This window comes from Ramlibacter sp., assembly GCF_029866045.1.
GTDB lineage: Bacteria > Pseudomonadota > Gammaproteobacteria > Burkholderiales > Burkholderiaceae_C > Ramlibacter.
Genome location: NZ_JARXAB010000091.1, coordinates 18,007 through 34,093, shown reverse-complemented (window position 1 = coordinate 34,093; position 16,087 = coordinate 18,007). Strand labels below are relative to the sequence as shown.

Genomic DNA, 16,087 nt, shown 5'->3' with positions numbered 1-16,087 from the left:
CTGATCGAGGCCTGCATGGACACCCAGGTCAAGCGGGTCGTCGCCCTGTCCACTGACAAGGCTGCGGCACCGATCAACCTGTACGGCGCGACCAAGCTGTGCAGCGACAAGTTGTTCATCGCGGCCAACAATTTCCGCGGTGCACGCGATTTGCGGTTCTCGGTCGTGCGTTACGGCAACGTCATGGGCTCACGCGGATCCGTGATCCCGTTGTTCCTCCAGCAGGCGCGCCAGGGCAGCCTCACGCTGACTGACCCGGACATGACCCGATTCAACATCTCGCTGGCCGACGGCGTTGAGATGGTAATGTGGACACTCCAGAACGGACTGGGCAGCGAGATTTTGGTCCCCAAGATCCCGTCTTACCGGGTGGGCGATGTGGCCGAGGCCATCGGTCCCAACTGCAGCGTCAACATCGTCGGCAGCCGACCTGGTGAAAAAGTCCACGAGGAGATGATCACCTCCGCAGACAGCGCAACCACCCTGGACCTGGGACCGTACTACGCAATCCTGCCCTCCGGCAGCAGTGCGATGAGCGTCAACCGGTACCGAGAACTGCGCAAGTCCGACCCGGTGGCGCCGGGATTTAGCTACGACTCCGGCAGCAACGGCGATTTCCTGTCAGTAGAGGGGATCCGTCAAATGATTCGGGCCCATATTGATCCTGAGTTCGAGCCGGCCTGAGCATGACCCGCCGCACCATTCCCTATGGGCGCCAGAGTATCGATGACGAGGACATCGCTGCGGTCACGCGTGTCCTGCGAGGCGACTGGCTGACGCAGGGCCCCGCGGTTCCTGCCTTTGAGGCGGCACTGGGGGCACGGTTCGGCGTCACCCACGCCGTCGCGGTCAACAGCGCGACGAGCGCCCTGCACCTGGCCTGTCTGGCCTTGGGGGTAGGCCCCGGCGACCGCGTCTGGACCACTCCGATCACCTTTGTCGCCTCGGCCAACTGCGCCTTGTACTGCGGGGCCTCGGTCGATTTCGTCGACATTGACCCGATCACCTACAACATGAGTCCGACTGCACTGGAGCAGCAGCTGGCGCAGGCGGCGGCGCAGGGATGCCTGCCCAAGGTCATCATTCCAGTTCACTTGGCCGGCCAGCCCTGTGAAATGGCCGCCATCAGCGCCCTGGGACGCCGCCATGGTGTCAAGATCATCGAGGATGCCTCACACGCGGTAGGCGCTGAGTACCTCGGAGAGCCAGTGGGCAATTGCCGCTACAGCGACATCACGGTGCTGAGTTTTCACCCGGTAAAAATCATCACCACTTGCGAAGGTGGCGCCGCCCTCACCCAAGATCTGGGTCTGGCGCAGCAAATGGCGTTACTGCGTAGCCACGGCATCACACGCGAGCCCGCGGAGATGGACGAGCCCAGCCACGGTCCCTGGTACTACCAGCAACTGGCCCTGGGCCTGAACTATCGGCTCAGTGACCTGCACGCAGCGCTTGGCCTGAGCCAAATGCGAAGGCTAGACGCCTTCGTCGAGCGGCGGCGCGCCTTGGCTGCACGCTATGACCGCCTGCTCGAAGGACTGCCTGTCATCCGCCCTTGGCAGCATCCCGAAGGTCACTCGAGCTGGCACCTCTACATCGTCCGTCTGCCCGAGACGCCTGGCAACGCCAGCCGCTCGGAGGTTTTCTCGCAACTGCGTGAAAACGGTATCGGCGTCAACCTGCACTACATCCCGGTTCACATGCAGCCCTACCACCGGGAACGAAGAGGCTCCAGCGCCCCTGCCCTGCCTGAGTCCGAACGCTACTACGCGGAGGCGATGAGCCTGCCCCTCTACCCTGATCTGACTGACGACGACCAGGACTGGATCGTCGCCTGCCTGGAGAAGGCGCTCACCGGGGTGACGCCGTGATAGGTCAGCGGCTCGCCCTGGGTACCGCCCAGTTCGGGCTCGACTATGGTGTGACCAACCGGGCGGGACAGGTCCCCCAGGAAAAGGCCCAGGCCATCCTTTGCACCGCCCGTTCCCTAGGGGTGGACACCGTCGACACCGCCATGGCCTACGGTCAGAGCGAGTCGGTCTTGGGCCGATGCGAGCTAGAGGGCTGGCAGGTCGTGACCAAATTGCCGCCTGTTCCGGACTCCGTATCGGACGTGGCGGCCTGGATCCATGCTCAGGTCGCACAGAGCCGCGCCCGGCTTGGCCTGGGTGCAAGGCCCCTGAGCGGTTTGCTCTTGCATCGCCCGGGTCAGTTGCTGGAGCCCATGGGGCCAGCCCTCCTGGGTGCCCTCCGAGATTTGCAGCAAGCAGGCGCCGCACAAGCCATAGGTGTCTCGATCTACGACCCTGCGGAGTTGCCCGCCCTGATGGCGGTCCACCGGTTTGACCTGGTGCAGGCGCCCCTGAGCATTCTGGACCGTCGCATGCTCACCTCCGGCTGGGCAACACGGCTCGCTGACCAAGGTGTGGCGCTCCACGCCCGCTCGGCCTTCCTTCAAGGCTTGCTTCTCGACCAGCAGGTGCAACGCGACCGGTTCCCCGCATGGCAACATCTTTGGGACTTTTGGCAGGCTTGGCTCGGCCAACGGAACCTGTCCGCGGTCGAGGCCTGCATCCGATTCCTCATGGCGGTGCCTCAGGTCGAAAAGATCGTCCTCGGGTTTGACAGCCCAGAGCAGTTGCGGCAAGTCTTGGCGATCGCGGGGGCTCCTCTTGACGAAGGGCCTCGCTGGCCGGAGTTCGAACCCCGGATCCTCAACCCCGCAGCCTGGGGTACCTTGTGACCGTCGCGGCCATCGTTCAGGCCCGCATGGGCTCAACCCGACTCCCGGGCAAGGTCATGCTACCCATTGGCCATCAGGCGATGATGGAGGTGCTGCTCGCGCGCCTGTCGCGGGCAGTCGAGATCGATCAGATCATCGTCGCCACCTCTGTGGACCCTGCCAACGCCCCGCTCGTCGAGTTGGTGCGCGACCTGGGCTACGCCTGCGTCCAGGGTGACGAGGCCGACGTGCTGGCCCGCTACCTTTCGGCCTGCCAATTGACCGACGCCGACACCCTGGTGCGAATCACCGGTGACTGCCCCCTGGTCGACCCGGCGTTGGTGGACCAGTGCGTGCAGGAATTTCGCACCCGCAATGTCGACTACCTGGGGAACGCGGGGCCTCCCGCCTACCCCGATGGTCTGGATGTGGAGGTTTTTCGCCGCAGCGCGCTCGAGCGCGCCGGACGGGAAGCGACCACGCCGCATGACCGCGAGCATGTCACCCCTTACCTGCGAAGGGCCGACCTGTTCACACAGTCAGCCCTCCAGTGTCCGGGCGACCTGGCCCACCTGCGCTGGACTGTCGACGAACCCGCCGACTACGCGGTCGTACGCCAAGTGTTCGAGCGATTCGCGCCGGACATCCATTTTTCATGGACTCAGGTGTTGGACCTGCAGCGCCGGGAGCCCGAGATATTTCGGGCCAATCAGGATATTGAGAGAAACGAGGGAGCCACGATGAGCACGGGTCAGAAACTCTGGAAACGCGCGCGACACGTCATCCCGGGCGGCAACATGCTGCTGTCCAAACGGGCGGAGATGTTCCTTCCGGAGCAATGGCCTGCCTATTTCTCTAAGGCCAAGGGCTGCGAGGTGTGGGACCTCGATGGCAAGCGCTACATCGACATGTCCATCATGGGCATCGGGACCAACACCCTGGGCTATGGTCATGCTGAGGTAGATGCCGCTGTCATGCAGACGGTCCAGGCTGGCAACATGTCCACGCTCAACTGCCCCGAGGAGGTGTACCTGGCCGAGAAGCTGGTCGAACTCCATCCCTGGGCCGACATGGCCCGGCTTGCGCGCTCAGGCGGTGAGGCCAATGCCATCGCCGTGCGGATCGCCCGTGCGGCCTCGGGTCGTGACAAGGTCGCCATCTGCGGTTACCACGGCTGGCACGACTGGTACCTGTCGGCGAACCTGGCCGACGACGCCAACCTCGACGGGCATCTGTTGCCAGGTCTAGAGCCCAAGGGCGTGCCACGCAACCTGCGCGGAACAGTCTTGCCCTTCGAGTACAACAAGTTTGAACAACTGCAAGCCCTGGTCGACGCCAACGAGATCGGCGTGATCAAGATGGAGGTCTCGCGCAACGAGGGACCCCAGGGTGACTTTCTGCATCGGGTGCGCCAGTTGGCGACAGAGCGCGGCATCGTGCTGATCTTCGACGAATGCACCTCGGGCTTTCGCCAGACCATGGGCGGCCTTCACAAGCTCTACGGGGTCGAGCCCGATATGGCCATGTTCGGTAAAGCACTGGGCAACGGCTATGCGATCACCGCCACCATCGGACGGCGCGAGGTCATGGAGGCGGCCCAATCGACCTTCATCAGCAGCACCTTCTGGACTGAGCGCATCGGGCCCACGGCCGCCCTGCGGACGTTGGAGGTCATGGAGCGCGAGCGCTCCTGGGAGACGATCACCGCGATCGGCCTGGAGGTCCGCCGGCGCTGGCAAGCCATGGCCGACCGCCATGGCCTGGCCATTTCCCACTGGGGCCTGCCGGCCCTCACCGGCTTCAGCTTCCAAGGGGCCGACGCACTCGCCTGGAAGACCCTGCTCACCCAGGAGATGCTGCAAAAGGGCTACCTGGCGGCCAACAGCATCTACGCCTGTACCGCCCATACCCCGGAAGTCATCGACAGCTACTTTGAGGCCCTCGACCCCGTCTTCGGCCTCATCAAGTCCTGCCAGCAAGGCGCACAGGACGTCCATGCGCTACTGCGGGGCCCCATCTGCCATGCCGGCTTCAAGCGCCTCAACTGACACGATTGACCAGCCATGAAACGCGACCCCCTCCCCCTCCCCCTTCCTCCGTCCGAGTCCCCTGACGATCCCGTGCTGGTCATCGGCGAAGGCAACGCTGATGAATTGGACCGTGCGTACGCGGCCCCAGGGGCCGCGCCGGCACTGCCGACCTCTCTGGAGGATCTGGCGACACCTTCGCCATGGGCGCAGCCGCGGCAGCTCTGGATGCTTTACGGCGCGCCACATCCGGACACGCTGACTGATTTGCTCGGGCGCATCACCCCGACCTCACGCCTTGTGGTGGTGGACCCGCAGCCGGTCGGTAGCACCGGGCTGGATGCGGAACAACGAACGCAGCTGGCGGCGCTGATCAAGAAGGGCCAACTGCATATCGTCGTTGGCGGTACCTTGGCCAACCGAAGTGGTGCGCTGGCGGGTCTGATCGACATCGACACCATCGACGGCTGGAAGCCACTGTTCAGCCAGGCGCTTGTGCAGCAGGCGCCGGAAACAGCCCGCGACCTGCTTCGCCTCGTGAGTTCGCGGTTGAACACCCGGATCATGCTCAAATCGACCCGGCTCACGATGGGCGGGCGGTTTCTTCTGAGCGCCTTTCTCAACGCGCCCTGGGCGTATGGGCCCGATGGCATCGCCCCCCTGCACAAAACCCTGGACCAGCGCCCGGCCCTGATCGTTTCGGCGGGCCCCTCCCTGAACAAGCAGCTGCCACTGCTGGCGCAGAACCAGCACCTGTTCACGATTTTCGCGGTCGACACGGTCTGGCCGATTCTGAACACCCACGGCATCGTTCCGGACTATCTGGTGGCGCTCGATCCGGTCACGCCGCCTTCCTGGCCGCGGGACGGGCTCTCCCCCCACACCCGGCTGGTGACCGACATGATCGCCTCGCCCAATATGGTCTGGAGCCATGACCGGGGTCACATCATGACCTGCGCCGACGGCCACATCGCCGAGACGCTGGGATTCCTCGGTGCCCGGCCAGGTCGGCTGGGCGTGGGAGGCTCGGTCGCCACCTTGGCGTTCAACATGGCCGTCCATATGGGCGCCAACCCCATCGTCCTAATCGGGCAGGACCTGGCCCTGACGGGCGGCAAGGACCATGCCGACGGCTACCTCTTCACCTACTCCTCCGAAATGCTGCAAGGTCGTTCGGACAAAGGCTATGACGTCGAGGGCTACTACGGCGACCGGGTGCGTACAGAGCGGCAGCTGCTTGCCTACAAGGCCTGGTTCGAAGAGCGCTTCAAGGAGTTGCCCGAGGTCATGGTGATCAACGCCACCGAAGGGGGCGCGCGCATTGCCGGCAGCTTGCAGATCCCGTTTGCACAGGTGTGCGAGCACATCGGCATGACCAGCCTGCGCAAGGAACCCCACCCGCCGGCAACACCCGAGTACCTGGATCAGGAGCAGATGACCCAGTTGCTCCAGCAGCTGGCGATGCTGCGGGAGTTGGTCGTCGAGTATGGGGAACTGGCGTCCCGCGCCCAGGCCCTGACCCGAGGCAAGGCGCAAGGCGGTCAGACTCGCCGCCTGCGCGATATCGACAGGATCAACAAGCGGCTCAAGGACTTCAGCCGACACGCCAAGCATCTGGTCGACGCCTGCAGCGGCGCGCGTCTGGAGGCGATCCGCTACGGCGTGATCAAGCAGGAAGAGGATGAAGACCGCTCACTGAATGACGCGATCCTGCGCTACCGAGAGGTCTATCAGAGCATTCAGGAGGCCTGCGAGGTCAGCTGCGATCTGCTGGACAAGCTGGCGGATTTCTACCGCGATATTCAGATCAAGGGACGGCCAGATCCAGCCCTGCTCGACTCCCTGCTGGCCTGATCCCAGCCGGCCAGTCTCGCCGTCACCCAAGAAAAAGGGGCGCCGACAGGCGCCCCTTTTTCTTGCCAAGGCCCCGGAGGGCCTCATGTCCATCAGCCCTTGAGCAGGGACAGCACGCTCTGCGGCTCTTGGTTGGCCTGGGCCAGCATGGCGGTGGCCGCTTGCTGGATGATCTGCGTGCGGGCCAGATCGGTCGCCGTCTTGGCGTAGTCAGCGTCCAGGATGCGGCTGCGCGAGGCGCCGGTGTTGGTCATCACGTTGGTCAGGTTGTCGGCTGCATAGGTCAGGCGGTTGATCTTCGCGCCCATGTCGCTGCGGAAACTGTCGATCGTCGCCAGGGCGGTGTCTACCGCGCTGATCGCCGAGTTGGCGACACCCACGGAACTGATGGAGGCTGAAACGATGGCGGTGGTCATGCCCGTCATCCCGTCGATGTCCTTGAAGGTCACCGTGATCACCTGGCTGGAGTTAGCGCCGACCTGGAAATTCACCGCGGTCATCGTGCCGTCGGCGATCTTGGTGCCGTTCCACTCGGTGTTGCTGGAGATGCGGGTAATTTCAGCCTGCAGCTCGGAAAACTCAGACTGCAGCGAGGTGCGGTCCTCAGTATTGTAGGTGCCGTTGGCGGCCTGCACCGCCAGTTCACGCATGCGCTGGAGCATGTTGGTGACTTCGTTGGTCGCGCCTTCCGCCGTCTGGATCATCGAGATCGCGTCGTTGGCGTTGCGAACGCCCTGGGTGAGACCGCGAATCTGCGAGGTCATCTTGTTGCTAATGGCCAGGCCGGCAGCATCGTCGGCCGCGGTGTTGATCCGCTTGCCGGTGGAAAGCTGCTCCATGGCCTTGGAGAGCCCACGGTTGTTCACGTTCAGGGCCTGCTGGGCGATGAGCGACTTGGTGTTCGTGTTGATCACGGTAGACATTCAAATACTCCTTCGGTTCGTTTCCGTTTGGTGCAGGCCCTGATGAACGGGTCGGCTATTGGGTTTGCGGAAGTTAGTTCTTCACTTCCTCGTTAAGTGAATCGGCGCCAGGGGCCGGGACTTGAGGGCTAAGAGAATTTTTTCTGCTCTCTCGGCACTCAAGACGCCGACCGCCTGCCCACGCCGGCCACCAGGAGGGCGGCCCCAGCGCCCTGCGCTAGCAGCTCCCGCGCACGGCGGGAGAGTTCGTCCTCGAGGGTTCTGTCGCGAACGCTCCAGAACCATGCAGGGGCAGCGCTGCCATCGTCTGTGCTTATCCCATCACCCGCCCGGCCCGGTTCTCCGTCTGGGGCGAGGTGGCGTCCGGGCTCAGTCATCAGCGCAGCAGCGACAGAACCGTCTGGGGCTGCTGGTTGGCCTGAGCCAGCATGGCCGTCGCTGCCTGCTGGATGATCTGCGTGCGGGCCAGCTCGGTCGTCGCCTTCGCGTAGTCGGTGTCCAGGATGCGACTGCGCGAGGCACCGGTGTTGGTCGCGACGTTGGTCAGGTTGTCGGCCGCATAGGTCAGGCGGTTGATCTTCGCGCCCATGTCGCTGCGGAAGCTGTCGATCGCCGCCAGGGCGGTATCCACAGCGCTGATGGACGTGTTGGCGCCCGTGATGGTGCCGATCGTCGCGGTGATCGCGGTGGCCACGCCGGTCATGCCATCGATGTCCTTGAAGGTCACCGTGATCACCTGGCTGGAGTTGGCGCCGACCTGGAAATTCACCGCGGTCATCGTGCCGTCGGCGATCTTGGTGCCGTTCCACTCGGTGTTGCTGGAGATGCGGGAGATTTCGGCCTGCAGCTCGGAAAACTCAGACTGGAGGGCGGTCCTGTCGTCGGAGGAGTAGCTGCCGTTGGCCGACTGCACAGCCAGTTCACGCATGCGCTGGAGCATGTTGGTGACTTCGGTGGTTGCGCCTTCCGCCGTCTGAATCATCGAGATCGCGTCGTTGGCGTTGCGCACGCCCTGATTCAGGCCGCGAATCTGCGCGGTCATCTTGTTACTGATGGCCAGGCCCGCCGCGTCATCGCCGGCGGCGTTGATCCGCTTGCCGGTGGAGAGCTGCTCCATCGACTTGCCGAGAGCCCTGTTGTTCACAGTCAAAGCTTGCTGCGCGCGAAGCGACGCAGTGTTGGTGTTGATAACGGTCATGCTTTACTCCTTTGTCCGGCTGTTGCTGGGGACGTGTGGGGGGTGATGTGGGCCTGCATTTGGCTTGGCTTGCGCTTTCTGCCAGATGCTCTCCCAGCCTTGGGTGAATCGACGCTTGTTGTGCAAACTGAAGTGATCGATGCAGAAAAAATTTCAAGAGACTGTGTTGTGCAGCAGCCCCTTAAAGTCCTCGATCGAGCGGGAGACCTCCAACACGATCTCGTTGGGGATCTGCCGAACAACCTCGCCAGTGGTCGAATTGGTCACGGTGATGACTGTGCGATTGGCCTTGTCGTCCACCGAGAAGGCCAGGTTCCGCGACATCTGGCGCATTCGATCGTTGAGCTGTTCAACGGCCTCCTGCAAAGCCTTGCGCATTTCCTGCGGGTCAATCTGGACTTGCTTTCGCTCCTCTTGCGCAGCGGCTCGAGGCTGTGCCACATCTGCTGGCGCAGGACGAACAGCGGCAATCCGTGCAGCCACAGCCTGTGGCACGCTGGAATCCGCGGCTTGGATGGTGTTGCTCATGATGGTGTCCTCGTTGGGACGATGCCCGCGCCTGCAGCAAACACCGAAATGGCGGATACCGCAGGGCAATCCGAGCCCCGTCCCCCCTAGGATCGGCACCGGACCAGGGAACTTGAGAAAGGGTACTTTAAGCCGTACAAGAAGCGCTAATGCGTCAATTAGATCTAGTTCTTGTAGCTATTCATCATGGCCTCGAAGCTGCTGGAGAGGCTGGTCTTGAGGCTGTTGGAGTTGCCAACCACCGACTCCATGGCCGCGAACTGCTTGGTGTAGTTCTCCAGCAATTTGTCCATTCGCTCCTGGAGAGCCGTGAGTTGCGCCTTGTACTTGGTCACATCACGGGTAGCGCTCTCGGTTTGGCTGGCAATCAGTCCGGTGGCACGCTGGAGTTTGTCAATGGCAACCACCACGTCACCCGCAACGCCAGCCGGAGAGGGGCTGAACAAGCTTTTGTTGCTGGTCCCGGCGCTGAACATCTGAGCGACGTCGCTGAATTTGCTGGCCAGCGCGGTGTCGAGCTTGCTGGCGTCCAATGTCATCTTGCCGTTGCGGTCAAACGAGATACCCACATCGCGCAAGGCGCTGACCTCGCCGGAGGGTGTGCTGGAATTGCCAACCAGCAGGTTACGGACCTGGTTGCGAATGGTGCGTAGCAGGCTATCCCCTGCCAATGATCCGCCCAGCCCCTCTACATCGCTTCCACTGTCACCCAGAATCTTGAGGGTCTCATTGAAATCGTTGTAAGTCGAGACCAGGCTGGTAATGCTGGCCTTGGCCGATTGAGTGTCCCGGCTCAGGTCGACCCGGGCAGGCCCCGAGGTCAGGGTTTGCAGCTGCAGCGTGACACCGTCGATGACATCGTTGACGCTGTTGGAGGAGCGCGTAATCGACAGGCCGTTGACCGTCAGCTGCGCATCCGCCGCGGAGGCCAGGGGGGTAGCGAAGGCCAGCCCACCGGCGCTGCTGGTCAGGGTGAAGTCTTGGCTGCCGCCAGTCTGGCCGGTCACCACGATCCGGTAGGGCGTAGCGCTGCTGTCGGTTCGCACGACCTGGGCGCTCAGCCCAAGTCCGGCGGCATTGATCGCGCTGGCGACGCCGTTCGGGGTATCGGTCGTGACCGCGATCGTCTGCGGCGCCCCGCCGTGCACGGACAGGCTCAGACTCAAGCCCGTGCCGCCATTGAAGGCATTGCTGGCGCCACTGAATCCGCCGCTGGCGCTGCGCTGGGCACTGGCCAGGCGGGTCACCTCCACCGAATGAGTCGCAATTTGCGCGCTGCCGGTGGCGGTCACGGACAGCGCCGCGCTCTGGTTGACAGAGACCGTCGGTGTCCCGAAGTCACTTTGGTCGTTCAGCTTTTCGAACGCACCGCCCAGTTGCGATAGTGCGTACTTGAGCGCTGCGTACCCAGAAATTCGGGTTTCGCTGCGGGTGAGCTTGGCGTTGATCGCCTCCTTGCGCGGCTCGCCCTCAGCATCGACCAGGCCCTTAGCGAGCGCCTTGGTATCAACGCCAGAGCCGGCACCCAGGGCCTTGACGAGGTCGACGTTGCTGGTGCTCATGGGAATTCAGTGCCAGAAAGGAAGTGAACGAAAATCGAAGTGCTAGCGCAAGAGCGAGCGCTCAGCGCAGGTAATCGAACACGTTGAGCTCCGTCACCTTGGAGAAGCTGCTCATGGTGGCTTGCAGGGACAAGACTCGCTTGTTCATATTGGCCAGGGCCGTGGCGTAGTCGAGGTCCTCGATGTCGGACAGGCTCGACTTGAGCCGCAGGTTGGTGTCGGAAATGACATCTAACTGCAAGCGGACCACCGATTGGTCAGAGCCGTTTTTGGCTTGAGCCAGGCTGATGTTGTCGATCATCTGCCCCAAGTCAGCCAGGCCGGTCTGGATACCCTGGGGCTGGCTGCCCTCAACGGCGTCGACAAACTGGTCCATGGCATCGAAGAAGCTGGCGGTCCCAGGGGTCGCACCCGTGCTGCCGTCACGAATCACACGGGAAAAGACGTCCGTCCCCGAGCGGGTGTAGGCCACTGTGCGCTCGGCGCCTGCAGGGACGCTGGTCTGCGTCTGGTCGCCTTGGTAGAGCACCTGACCCAGGGGGTTTTCGGAGAAGGGCACGGTATTGACTCGGGTGCCTGAGAATAGATAGTTGCCCGTATCGTCACGAGAATTGGCAAGACTCAGCACCTGGTCGCGCAGGGTGCTGAGTTCTGCGGCGACTGCCTTGCGATCCATGGTGCCCAGGGTGCCGTTGGCGGCCTGAACGCCGAGTTCCTTCATGCGAATAAGCACGTCGGTCACACTGGACAGTGAGGTTTCTTCTGCAGAAAACCGCTCCTGGGCAACTTTCAGCGTGTTGGCATGTCCTTGCTGCCGGTCGATCTCGCCACGCAGGCGCGCAATCGCCGCAGCCTTATCAGGTGCATCGCTGGGGGTAATGATCCGCTTGCCCTGCGCCATCTGCGCCTGGCTGGTCGACAGCTGGTTTTGCTGGTCAGTGATCCGCTCGATCGCGCGGTCGAACATGAAGGAAGTGGAGATCTTCATCGGATGACCTTTTTCAGCCCAGTTGCAGGATGGTGTCAAACAGCGTGCCGGCGACCTGCATCACCTTGGCGTTGGCTTGGTAGGCCTGCTGAAAGCGCACCAGGTCGGCCGCCTCCTCGTTGAGGTCCACGCCGGCGACTCCGTCGCGGGCCTCCTGGGCCTGCTTGAACACCACCTGAAGTGCGTCGCGGGAAATCTGCGCTTGCTGGGCAAGGTTGGAGATTTGGTTGACGCGGTCGAGATAGGACTCGCTCAGGGTCAGTTCGCCGTCCGCACCCTTCTTGTTCTCGAGGTCGGACATCGCCAGCATGGCTTCGTTATTACCGACGCCATCCCGGTTGGCGTCGATCGCGAATCGGTCGCCGGCGGCAGGCGCAGAGGAGAAAGTGAGTGTCAGACCGCGGTAGCGGATGAGGCCCCGATTTGAATCGTAGGACCGCTCAGCCACGACCGAGTTGCTGGCCGTCTCGACGATCTGGTACTCGCTTGCGCTGGTGAAGCGCACTTCGAGCGCCTGGTCTCGCAGCGCCTGCTTGGGGTCACCGGCTCCGGCCTTGAAGATCGCCTGGACGTCGACAGCGGATGTCGTTCCCGGGCTGCCTGTAACGAACACCAGGAGGTCGTCCTTGGCTGCACCGATCAGGTGAAAGGCTGGATCAAAGCCGAGTTGGCGCAATTGCACGGCCTCGCCGGCAGCGCCCAGCTCCAGACGGACTTCATCGGTCGTGTTTCCCACCGGACGATCCAGCCTGATGGCACCGTCGAGCACCGAAGCGGTGACACCGGTCGTCGATGAGTAGCCGTTGAGCCAGCTTGCGATGTCCGTCGCAGTCAGCGGCGCTCCGGTATTGAGCTCGCCCAAGGTCACGCCGTTGAGTTTGATCGCGCCGGCCGGGACGAGGTTCAGCCCCGACGCCACCGCCCGGCCCTGGAGCGTCGCCGGTGCCAGCGTAGGGCTCAGCAGCTTGCCGTCGTTCGGATCGAATCGAGCGATCTGCTGCACCGGCGCACGCGCGCCGACCATCAGGTCCATGCCCAGGAAGCGGCTTCCCAGGCTGGTGCTGTCGTAGGTCGCCCCCTCTTCCATGCCGGGGTTGCCCATGATCTGGCCGCGCTGGTCAGGACTCAGGGCGGTCCCCAGCAACTGACGACCATCGCGGGTCATCACCTGCAGGGTCTGCCCGGCTTGCACATCCGGAAGCGAAAGCACGAGGTCGGTCATGCCCACCGGTGCCACCCCCAGGGAGGCCACCGGGGAAGCGCTGAGGGCTGCACCAGCCCGGCCCGTGGAGAGCAGCACGGTTTCGCTGGTAATTTGGGGGCCTAGGCCCTGCGCCAGCGACTTGTAGAGATTGGTCTCGCCGCCGTAGGAAGGCGGCGCATAAGAAATTCGTGATTCGGCGCTGCTCGTGTTGAGCTCGTTGTCGATCACACGAAACTGGCCGGCGGCTGCGACCCGGTTGTTGTCGGTGATCGCCAAGGTCACCCCGGCGGCGGCACCGCGCGCGTTGGGCTTGATCTCGAACAGGTTCAGGCCCAGCCGCCCCTGCAGGTCGATGCCGCTCTGATGGATGCTGTTGGCTTCCTTGGTCAGCCGGGTGGCCAGTTCGTCCAGCGAACTTGCAGCCGGTCCGAGCACATATTCGCGGAAGGCCAGCGCACCACCGATCGTCCCACTCAAAATATTGGGCAGGGCCTTGGTGTCGCCGTAGGGGTCTGTCACAAAGGATAGGCGCCCGTCGGTCTCCACGACCGCCACTTCACGGGAAACTCCTCCATCGACTAGAACCCCTTGGTCGACTGTATCGCCGAGGCTGACCACCACCGATCCGTTGACCTCGAAGCGGGTCTTGATACCCGTCAGCCCCGAAAGCTCTGTCAGCAGCCGGTCCCGCTGGTCCACCAACTCGGAGGGTTGGTCATCCACTCGGAGATGCCGGGTGAACTGCCGGTTGATCTGGGCCAACTGCTGGGTCAGGGAGTTGACTTTCCCCACATCGTTTTGCACCGCCTGGCTGGTCTCCTGGTCCAGCAACTCGTACTGGGCATCGAGTTGCCGAAAGCGGGAGGCCAGGCCATCCGCGTCGCGCAAGAATGTGCTGCGGCGTATCGAGGATGCCGGGTCGGTTGCCAGGTCGCGGGCGGAACTGAAAAACTGGTTAAGGGCGCTGCTCAGGCCAATGCTGACGTCGCCCATGACGTTGATCACGCGATTGACGTAGGAGACCATCGGCTCCTGGCCCTGGAGCGCACTGTTGCTGTTGCGCAAATTGGACTGCGCGAAGGCATCGTACTGGCGGCGGATCCCGTCGAGCATCGTGCCGGTGCCCAGGTACTCTCCTCCCATGCGCTGGGGCGTACCCGCACTCAGGCTCACGTTCTGGCGGGAGTAGCCATCCGTACTGATGTTGGCGATGTTGTTGGACACCGTCGCCAGCGCCCGCTGGTAGGCGGTAATGCCGGAGCTGCCAATGGTCAGGAGATCGCTCACCGATCAACTCCCGAAGAGTCCCGTGTGCCGGTCGCGGTGGTGCCGTTGGTCCGCGTCTGGCCGCTCTCCAGGGCCGGCGCTGCCTGGCCCTGCTGCGGCGAACGGCCGTACAGGCCCATGTCCAGGGCAAGTCCACCCGTACGGGGCAAGGGCAGACCCTGCACACCCACCGGGGTCAGCGACACCGGCGCGGCAGGCGGGACCAGCGGCAAGCCGGCGCGGGCGGCCAGCACCTCCTGGGTGCTGGGCGGGGTGGCCTGCAACTGACGCTGGGTCAGGGTGCGCTCGATCATGTCGGCCAGGCCCAGGGAGCCGCGCTCGGCCATCTTGGCCGCGACCTCCTTGTCCATCATGTCCTGGAACATGTCGGTTTCGTTGTTGTCGAACAGGTCACTTTTCTCGACCGACTCCCGCATGCTCTTCATCGTCTGCTGAATGAAGTAAGCCTCGAACTGCTTGGCGGTCTCGCGCAGGGCGCTGTCTGCACCCCGCGCGGCCTCACTGCGCAGGCCGGCCAGACCACTGAAGTCGTGGTAGCCACTGGGCTTGGCGAGGCCGGAGAGAGGGGCGTTGGAGTCGCTCATGGGGAATTTTCCGGGTCAGGCCTGGTCACTGCACGATCAGTTCGGCCCGCAGGCTGCCCGCAGCCTTGAGGCCCTCGAGGATGGCAATCAGGGCCGAGGGCGTAGCCCCCACCTGGTTAACCGCATCGACGATCTGCCGCAGGTCGACCTGGGGCTGGAAGAGGAACATCGGCTTGTTGGGTTCCGACACTGCAACATCTGCGTTCTGGACGGCCTGCGTGTCTCCGCGGCCCAGGGCGTTGGGCTGCGAGACCTCGTTGGTGGCCGAAATGGAGACGGTGATGGTGCCGTGCGACACCGCAGCCGGCGTGATGCGCACATTGCGGCTGATGACAACGGTACCGGTCCGGGCGTTGACCACTACCCTCGCTGGGGGATCGGCGGCCTGAACATCCAGGTTTTCAACCGTGCTCAGAAAAGCCACGCGCTGGGAAAGATCCTGCGGCACCCGGACGGCGATGGAGGTCCCGTCGAGTGGCCGGGCGAGGTCGCTGCCGAAGCGGCGGTTGATCGCGTTGACGATGGCGGTGTTGGTGGTGAAATCCGCCTCGCGCAAATTCAGCACGGCATGGTCCGCCCGGTCAAAGGGGTTGTCGACCTCGCGTTCCACCAGCGCGCCACTCGGAATGCGAGCCGCAGTGGGGACGCCGATCGATACACGGGAGCCAGCGGCGGACTGGTCGACGCCGGTAGCAGCCAGGGCCCCCTGAGCAAGCGCATAGACCTCGCCATCCGGTCCGCGAAGGGCGGTCAGAAGCAGGCTGCCGCCGCGCAGGTTGGTGGCCTTGCCGATGGCCGAGACGGTGACATCAATCCGCTGGCCGGGCTTGGCCATCGCGGGCAGATCGGCGGTGACCATCACCGCCGCAGCGTTCTTGACCTCCATCTTGCCGGCGCTGGCGGTCGCCTCAAAGTCCGACAGCGGGCCGTCGATGCTCACGCCCAGACGATTGAGCAACGCGCGCATGCTCTGCACGGTGAAGGAGACATCGGCGCCGTCGCCGGTGCCGGGTAGGCCCACCACCAGGCCATAGCCGATCAATTGGTTGGCGCGGACGGTGGCGACCTGGGCCAGGTCCTTAACCCGGTCAGCCAGGGCCGCCGGCGCCAGTGACGCCAGGGCCAGGGCCAGCAGGCAGCGGCCCAGGAGGGCGCGGCCAGCCAGAGGGCGCAGGCGGCACGGGAAGGGGTGGAAAGCTGCCATGGTCAT

At 63.8% G+C, this 16,087-nt stretch carries 13 protein-coding genes; 5 read left to right on the top strand and 8 right to left on the bottom strand.

The window, feature by feature from the left end; translation table 11 throughout:
- From QE494_RS10420 to QE494_RS10400, 5 genes are all read left to right on the top strand, one after another.
- Window positions 1-684 (top strand): polysaccharide biosynthesis protein (locus tag QE494_RS10420; protein WP_300043115.1); only part of this gene is annotated, 684 nt, incomplete at its 5' end.
- 2 nt (window positions 685-686) lie between these two features.
- A complete protein-coding gene (gene pseC / locus QE494_RS10415; protein ID WP_300043112.1) occupies window positions 687-1,871 on the top strand; it encodes a UDP-4-amino-4,6-dideoxy-N-acetyl-beta-L-altrosamine transaminase in 1,185 nt (394 codons plus the stop codon).
- Window positions 1,868-2,743, top strand: coding sequence for an aldo/keto reductase (locus QE494_RS10410; protein WP_300043109.1), 876 nt, complete (start codon window positions 1,868-1,870; stop codon window positions 2,741-2,743). The genes pseC and QE494_RS10410 overlap by 4 nt, the downstream gene beginning before the upstream one ends.
- Window positions 2,740-4,770 (top strand): aminotransferase class III-fold pyridoxal phosphate-dependent enzyme, encoded by a 2,031-nt coding sequence (locus QE494_RS10405; RefSeq protein WP_300043106.1) that lies wholly within the window; start codon window positions 2,740-2,742, stop codon window positions 4,768-4,770. Before QE494_RS10410 ends, QE494_RS10405 begins: the two co-directional genes overlap by 4 nt.
- Before the next feature lie 15 nt (window positions 4,771-4,785).
- The gene (locus QE494_RS10400; protein ID WP_300043104.1) at window positions 4,786-6,603 is read left to right on the top strand and encodes a motility associated factor glycosyltransferase family protein; all 1,818 of its coding nucleotides are present in this window, start codon (window positions 4,786-4,788) and stop codon (window positions 6,601-6,603) included.
- A 92-nt stretch (window positions 6,604-6,695) separates the two neighbouring features.
- Here QE494_RS10400 and QE494_RS10395 read toward each other — a convergent pair whose 3' ends face one another.
- From QE494_RS10395 to QE494_RS10360, 8 genes are all read right to left on the bottom strand, one after another.
- Window positions 6,696-7,526 carry a flagellin gene (locus tag QE494_RS10395; protein WP_300043102.1) on the bottom strand — a complete coding sequence of 277 codons (831 nt, stop codon included), beginning with the start codon at window positions 7,524-7,526 and terminating at the stop codon, window positions 6,696-6,698.
- A 376-nt stretch (window positions 7,527-7,902) separates the two neighbouring features.
- The gene (locus tag QE494_RS10390) at window positions 7,903-8,724 is read right to left on the bottom strand and encodes a flagellin (protein ID WP_300043100.1); all 822 of its coding nucleotides are present in this window, start codon (window positions 8,722-8,724) and stop codon (window positions 7,903-7,905) included.
- Between the two features lie 153 nt (window positions 8,725-8,877).
- The gene (locus QE494_RS10385) at window positions 8,878-9,252 is read right to left on the bottom strand and encodes a flagellar protein FlaG (RefSeq protein WP_300043098.1); all 375 of its coding nucleotides are present in this window, start codon (window positions 9,250-9,252) and stop codon (window positions 8,878-8,880) included.
- Between the two features lie 164 nt (window positions 9,253-9,416).
- Entirely contained in the window at window positions 9,417-10,814 is a 1,398-nt protein-coding gene (gene fliD / locus QE494_RS10380; protein ID WP_300043095.1) for a flagellar filament capping protein FliD, read from the bottom strand.
- 61 nt (window positions 10,815-10,875) lie between these two features.
- A complete protein-coding gene (gene flgL, locus QE494_RS10375; RefSeq protein WP_300043092.1) occupies window positions 10,876-11,802 on the bottom strand; it encodes a flagellar hook-associated protein FlgL in 927 nt (308 codons plus the stop codon).
- 13 nt (window positions 11,803-11,815) lie between these two features.
- Window positions 11,816-14,293 (bottom strand): flagellar hook-associated protein FlgK, encoded by a 2,478-nt coding sequence (gene flgK, locus QE494_RS10370; RefSeq protein ID WP_300043089.1) that lies wholly within the window; start codon window positions 14,291-14,293, stop codon window positions 11,816-11,818.
- Window positions 14,290-14,877, bottom strand: coding sequence for a rod-binding protein (locus QE494_RS10365; RefSeq protein WP_300043087.1), 588 nt, complete (start codon window positions 14,875-14,877; stop codon window positions 14,290-14,292). Before QE494_RS10365 ends, flgK begins: the two co-directional genes overlap by 4 nt.
- A 25-nt stretch (window positions 14,878-14,902) precedes the next feature.
- Entirely contained in the window at window positions 14,903-16,081 is a 1,179-nt protein-coding gene (locus QE494_RS10360) for a flagellar basal body P-ring protein FlgI (RefSeq protein WP_300043085.1), read from the bottom strand.
- Window positions 16,082-16,087: the final 6 nt, after the last annotated feature.

Excerpts from the sequence above, each read along its gene's own strand:
- pseC (WP_300043112.1), top strand. The coding sequence starts at position 687 with ATGACCCGCCGCACCATTCCCTATGGGCGCCAGAGTATCGATGACGAG.
- QE494_RS10400 (WP_300043104.1), top strand. The coding sequence starts at position 4,786 with ATGAAACGCGACCCCCTCCCCCTCCCCCTTCCTCCGTCCGAGTCCCCT.
- QE494_RS10395 (WP_300043102.1), bottom strand. The coding sequence starts at position 7,526 with ATGTCTACCGTGATCAACACGAACACCAAGTCGCTCATCGCCCAGCAG.
- QE494_RS10390 (WP_300043100.1), bottom strand. The coding sequence starts at position 8,724 with ATGACCGTTATCAACACCAACACTGCGTCGCTTCGCGCGCAGCAAGCT.
- QE494_RS10385 (WP_300043098.1), bottom strand. The coding sequence starts at position 9,252 with ATGAGCAACACCATCCAAGCCGCGGATTCCAGCGTGCCACAGGCTGTG.
- fliD (WP_300043095.1), bottom strand. The coding sequence starts at position 10,814 with ATGAGCACCAGCAACGTCGACCTCGTCAAGGCCCTGGGTGCCGGCTCT.
- flgL (WP_300043092.1), bottom strand. The coding sequence starts at position 11,802 with ATGAAGATCTCCACTTCCTTCATGTTCGACCGCGCGATCGAGCGGATC.
- QE494_RS10365 (WP_300043087.1), bottom strand. The coding sequence starts at position 14,877 with ATGAGCGACTCCAACGCCCCTCTCTCCGGCCTCGCCAAGCCCAGTGGC.
- QE494_RS10360 (WP_300043085.1), bottom strand. The coding sequence starts at position 16,081 with ATGGCAGCTTTCCACCCCTTCCCGTGCCGCCTGCGCCCTCTGGCTGGC.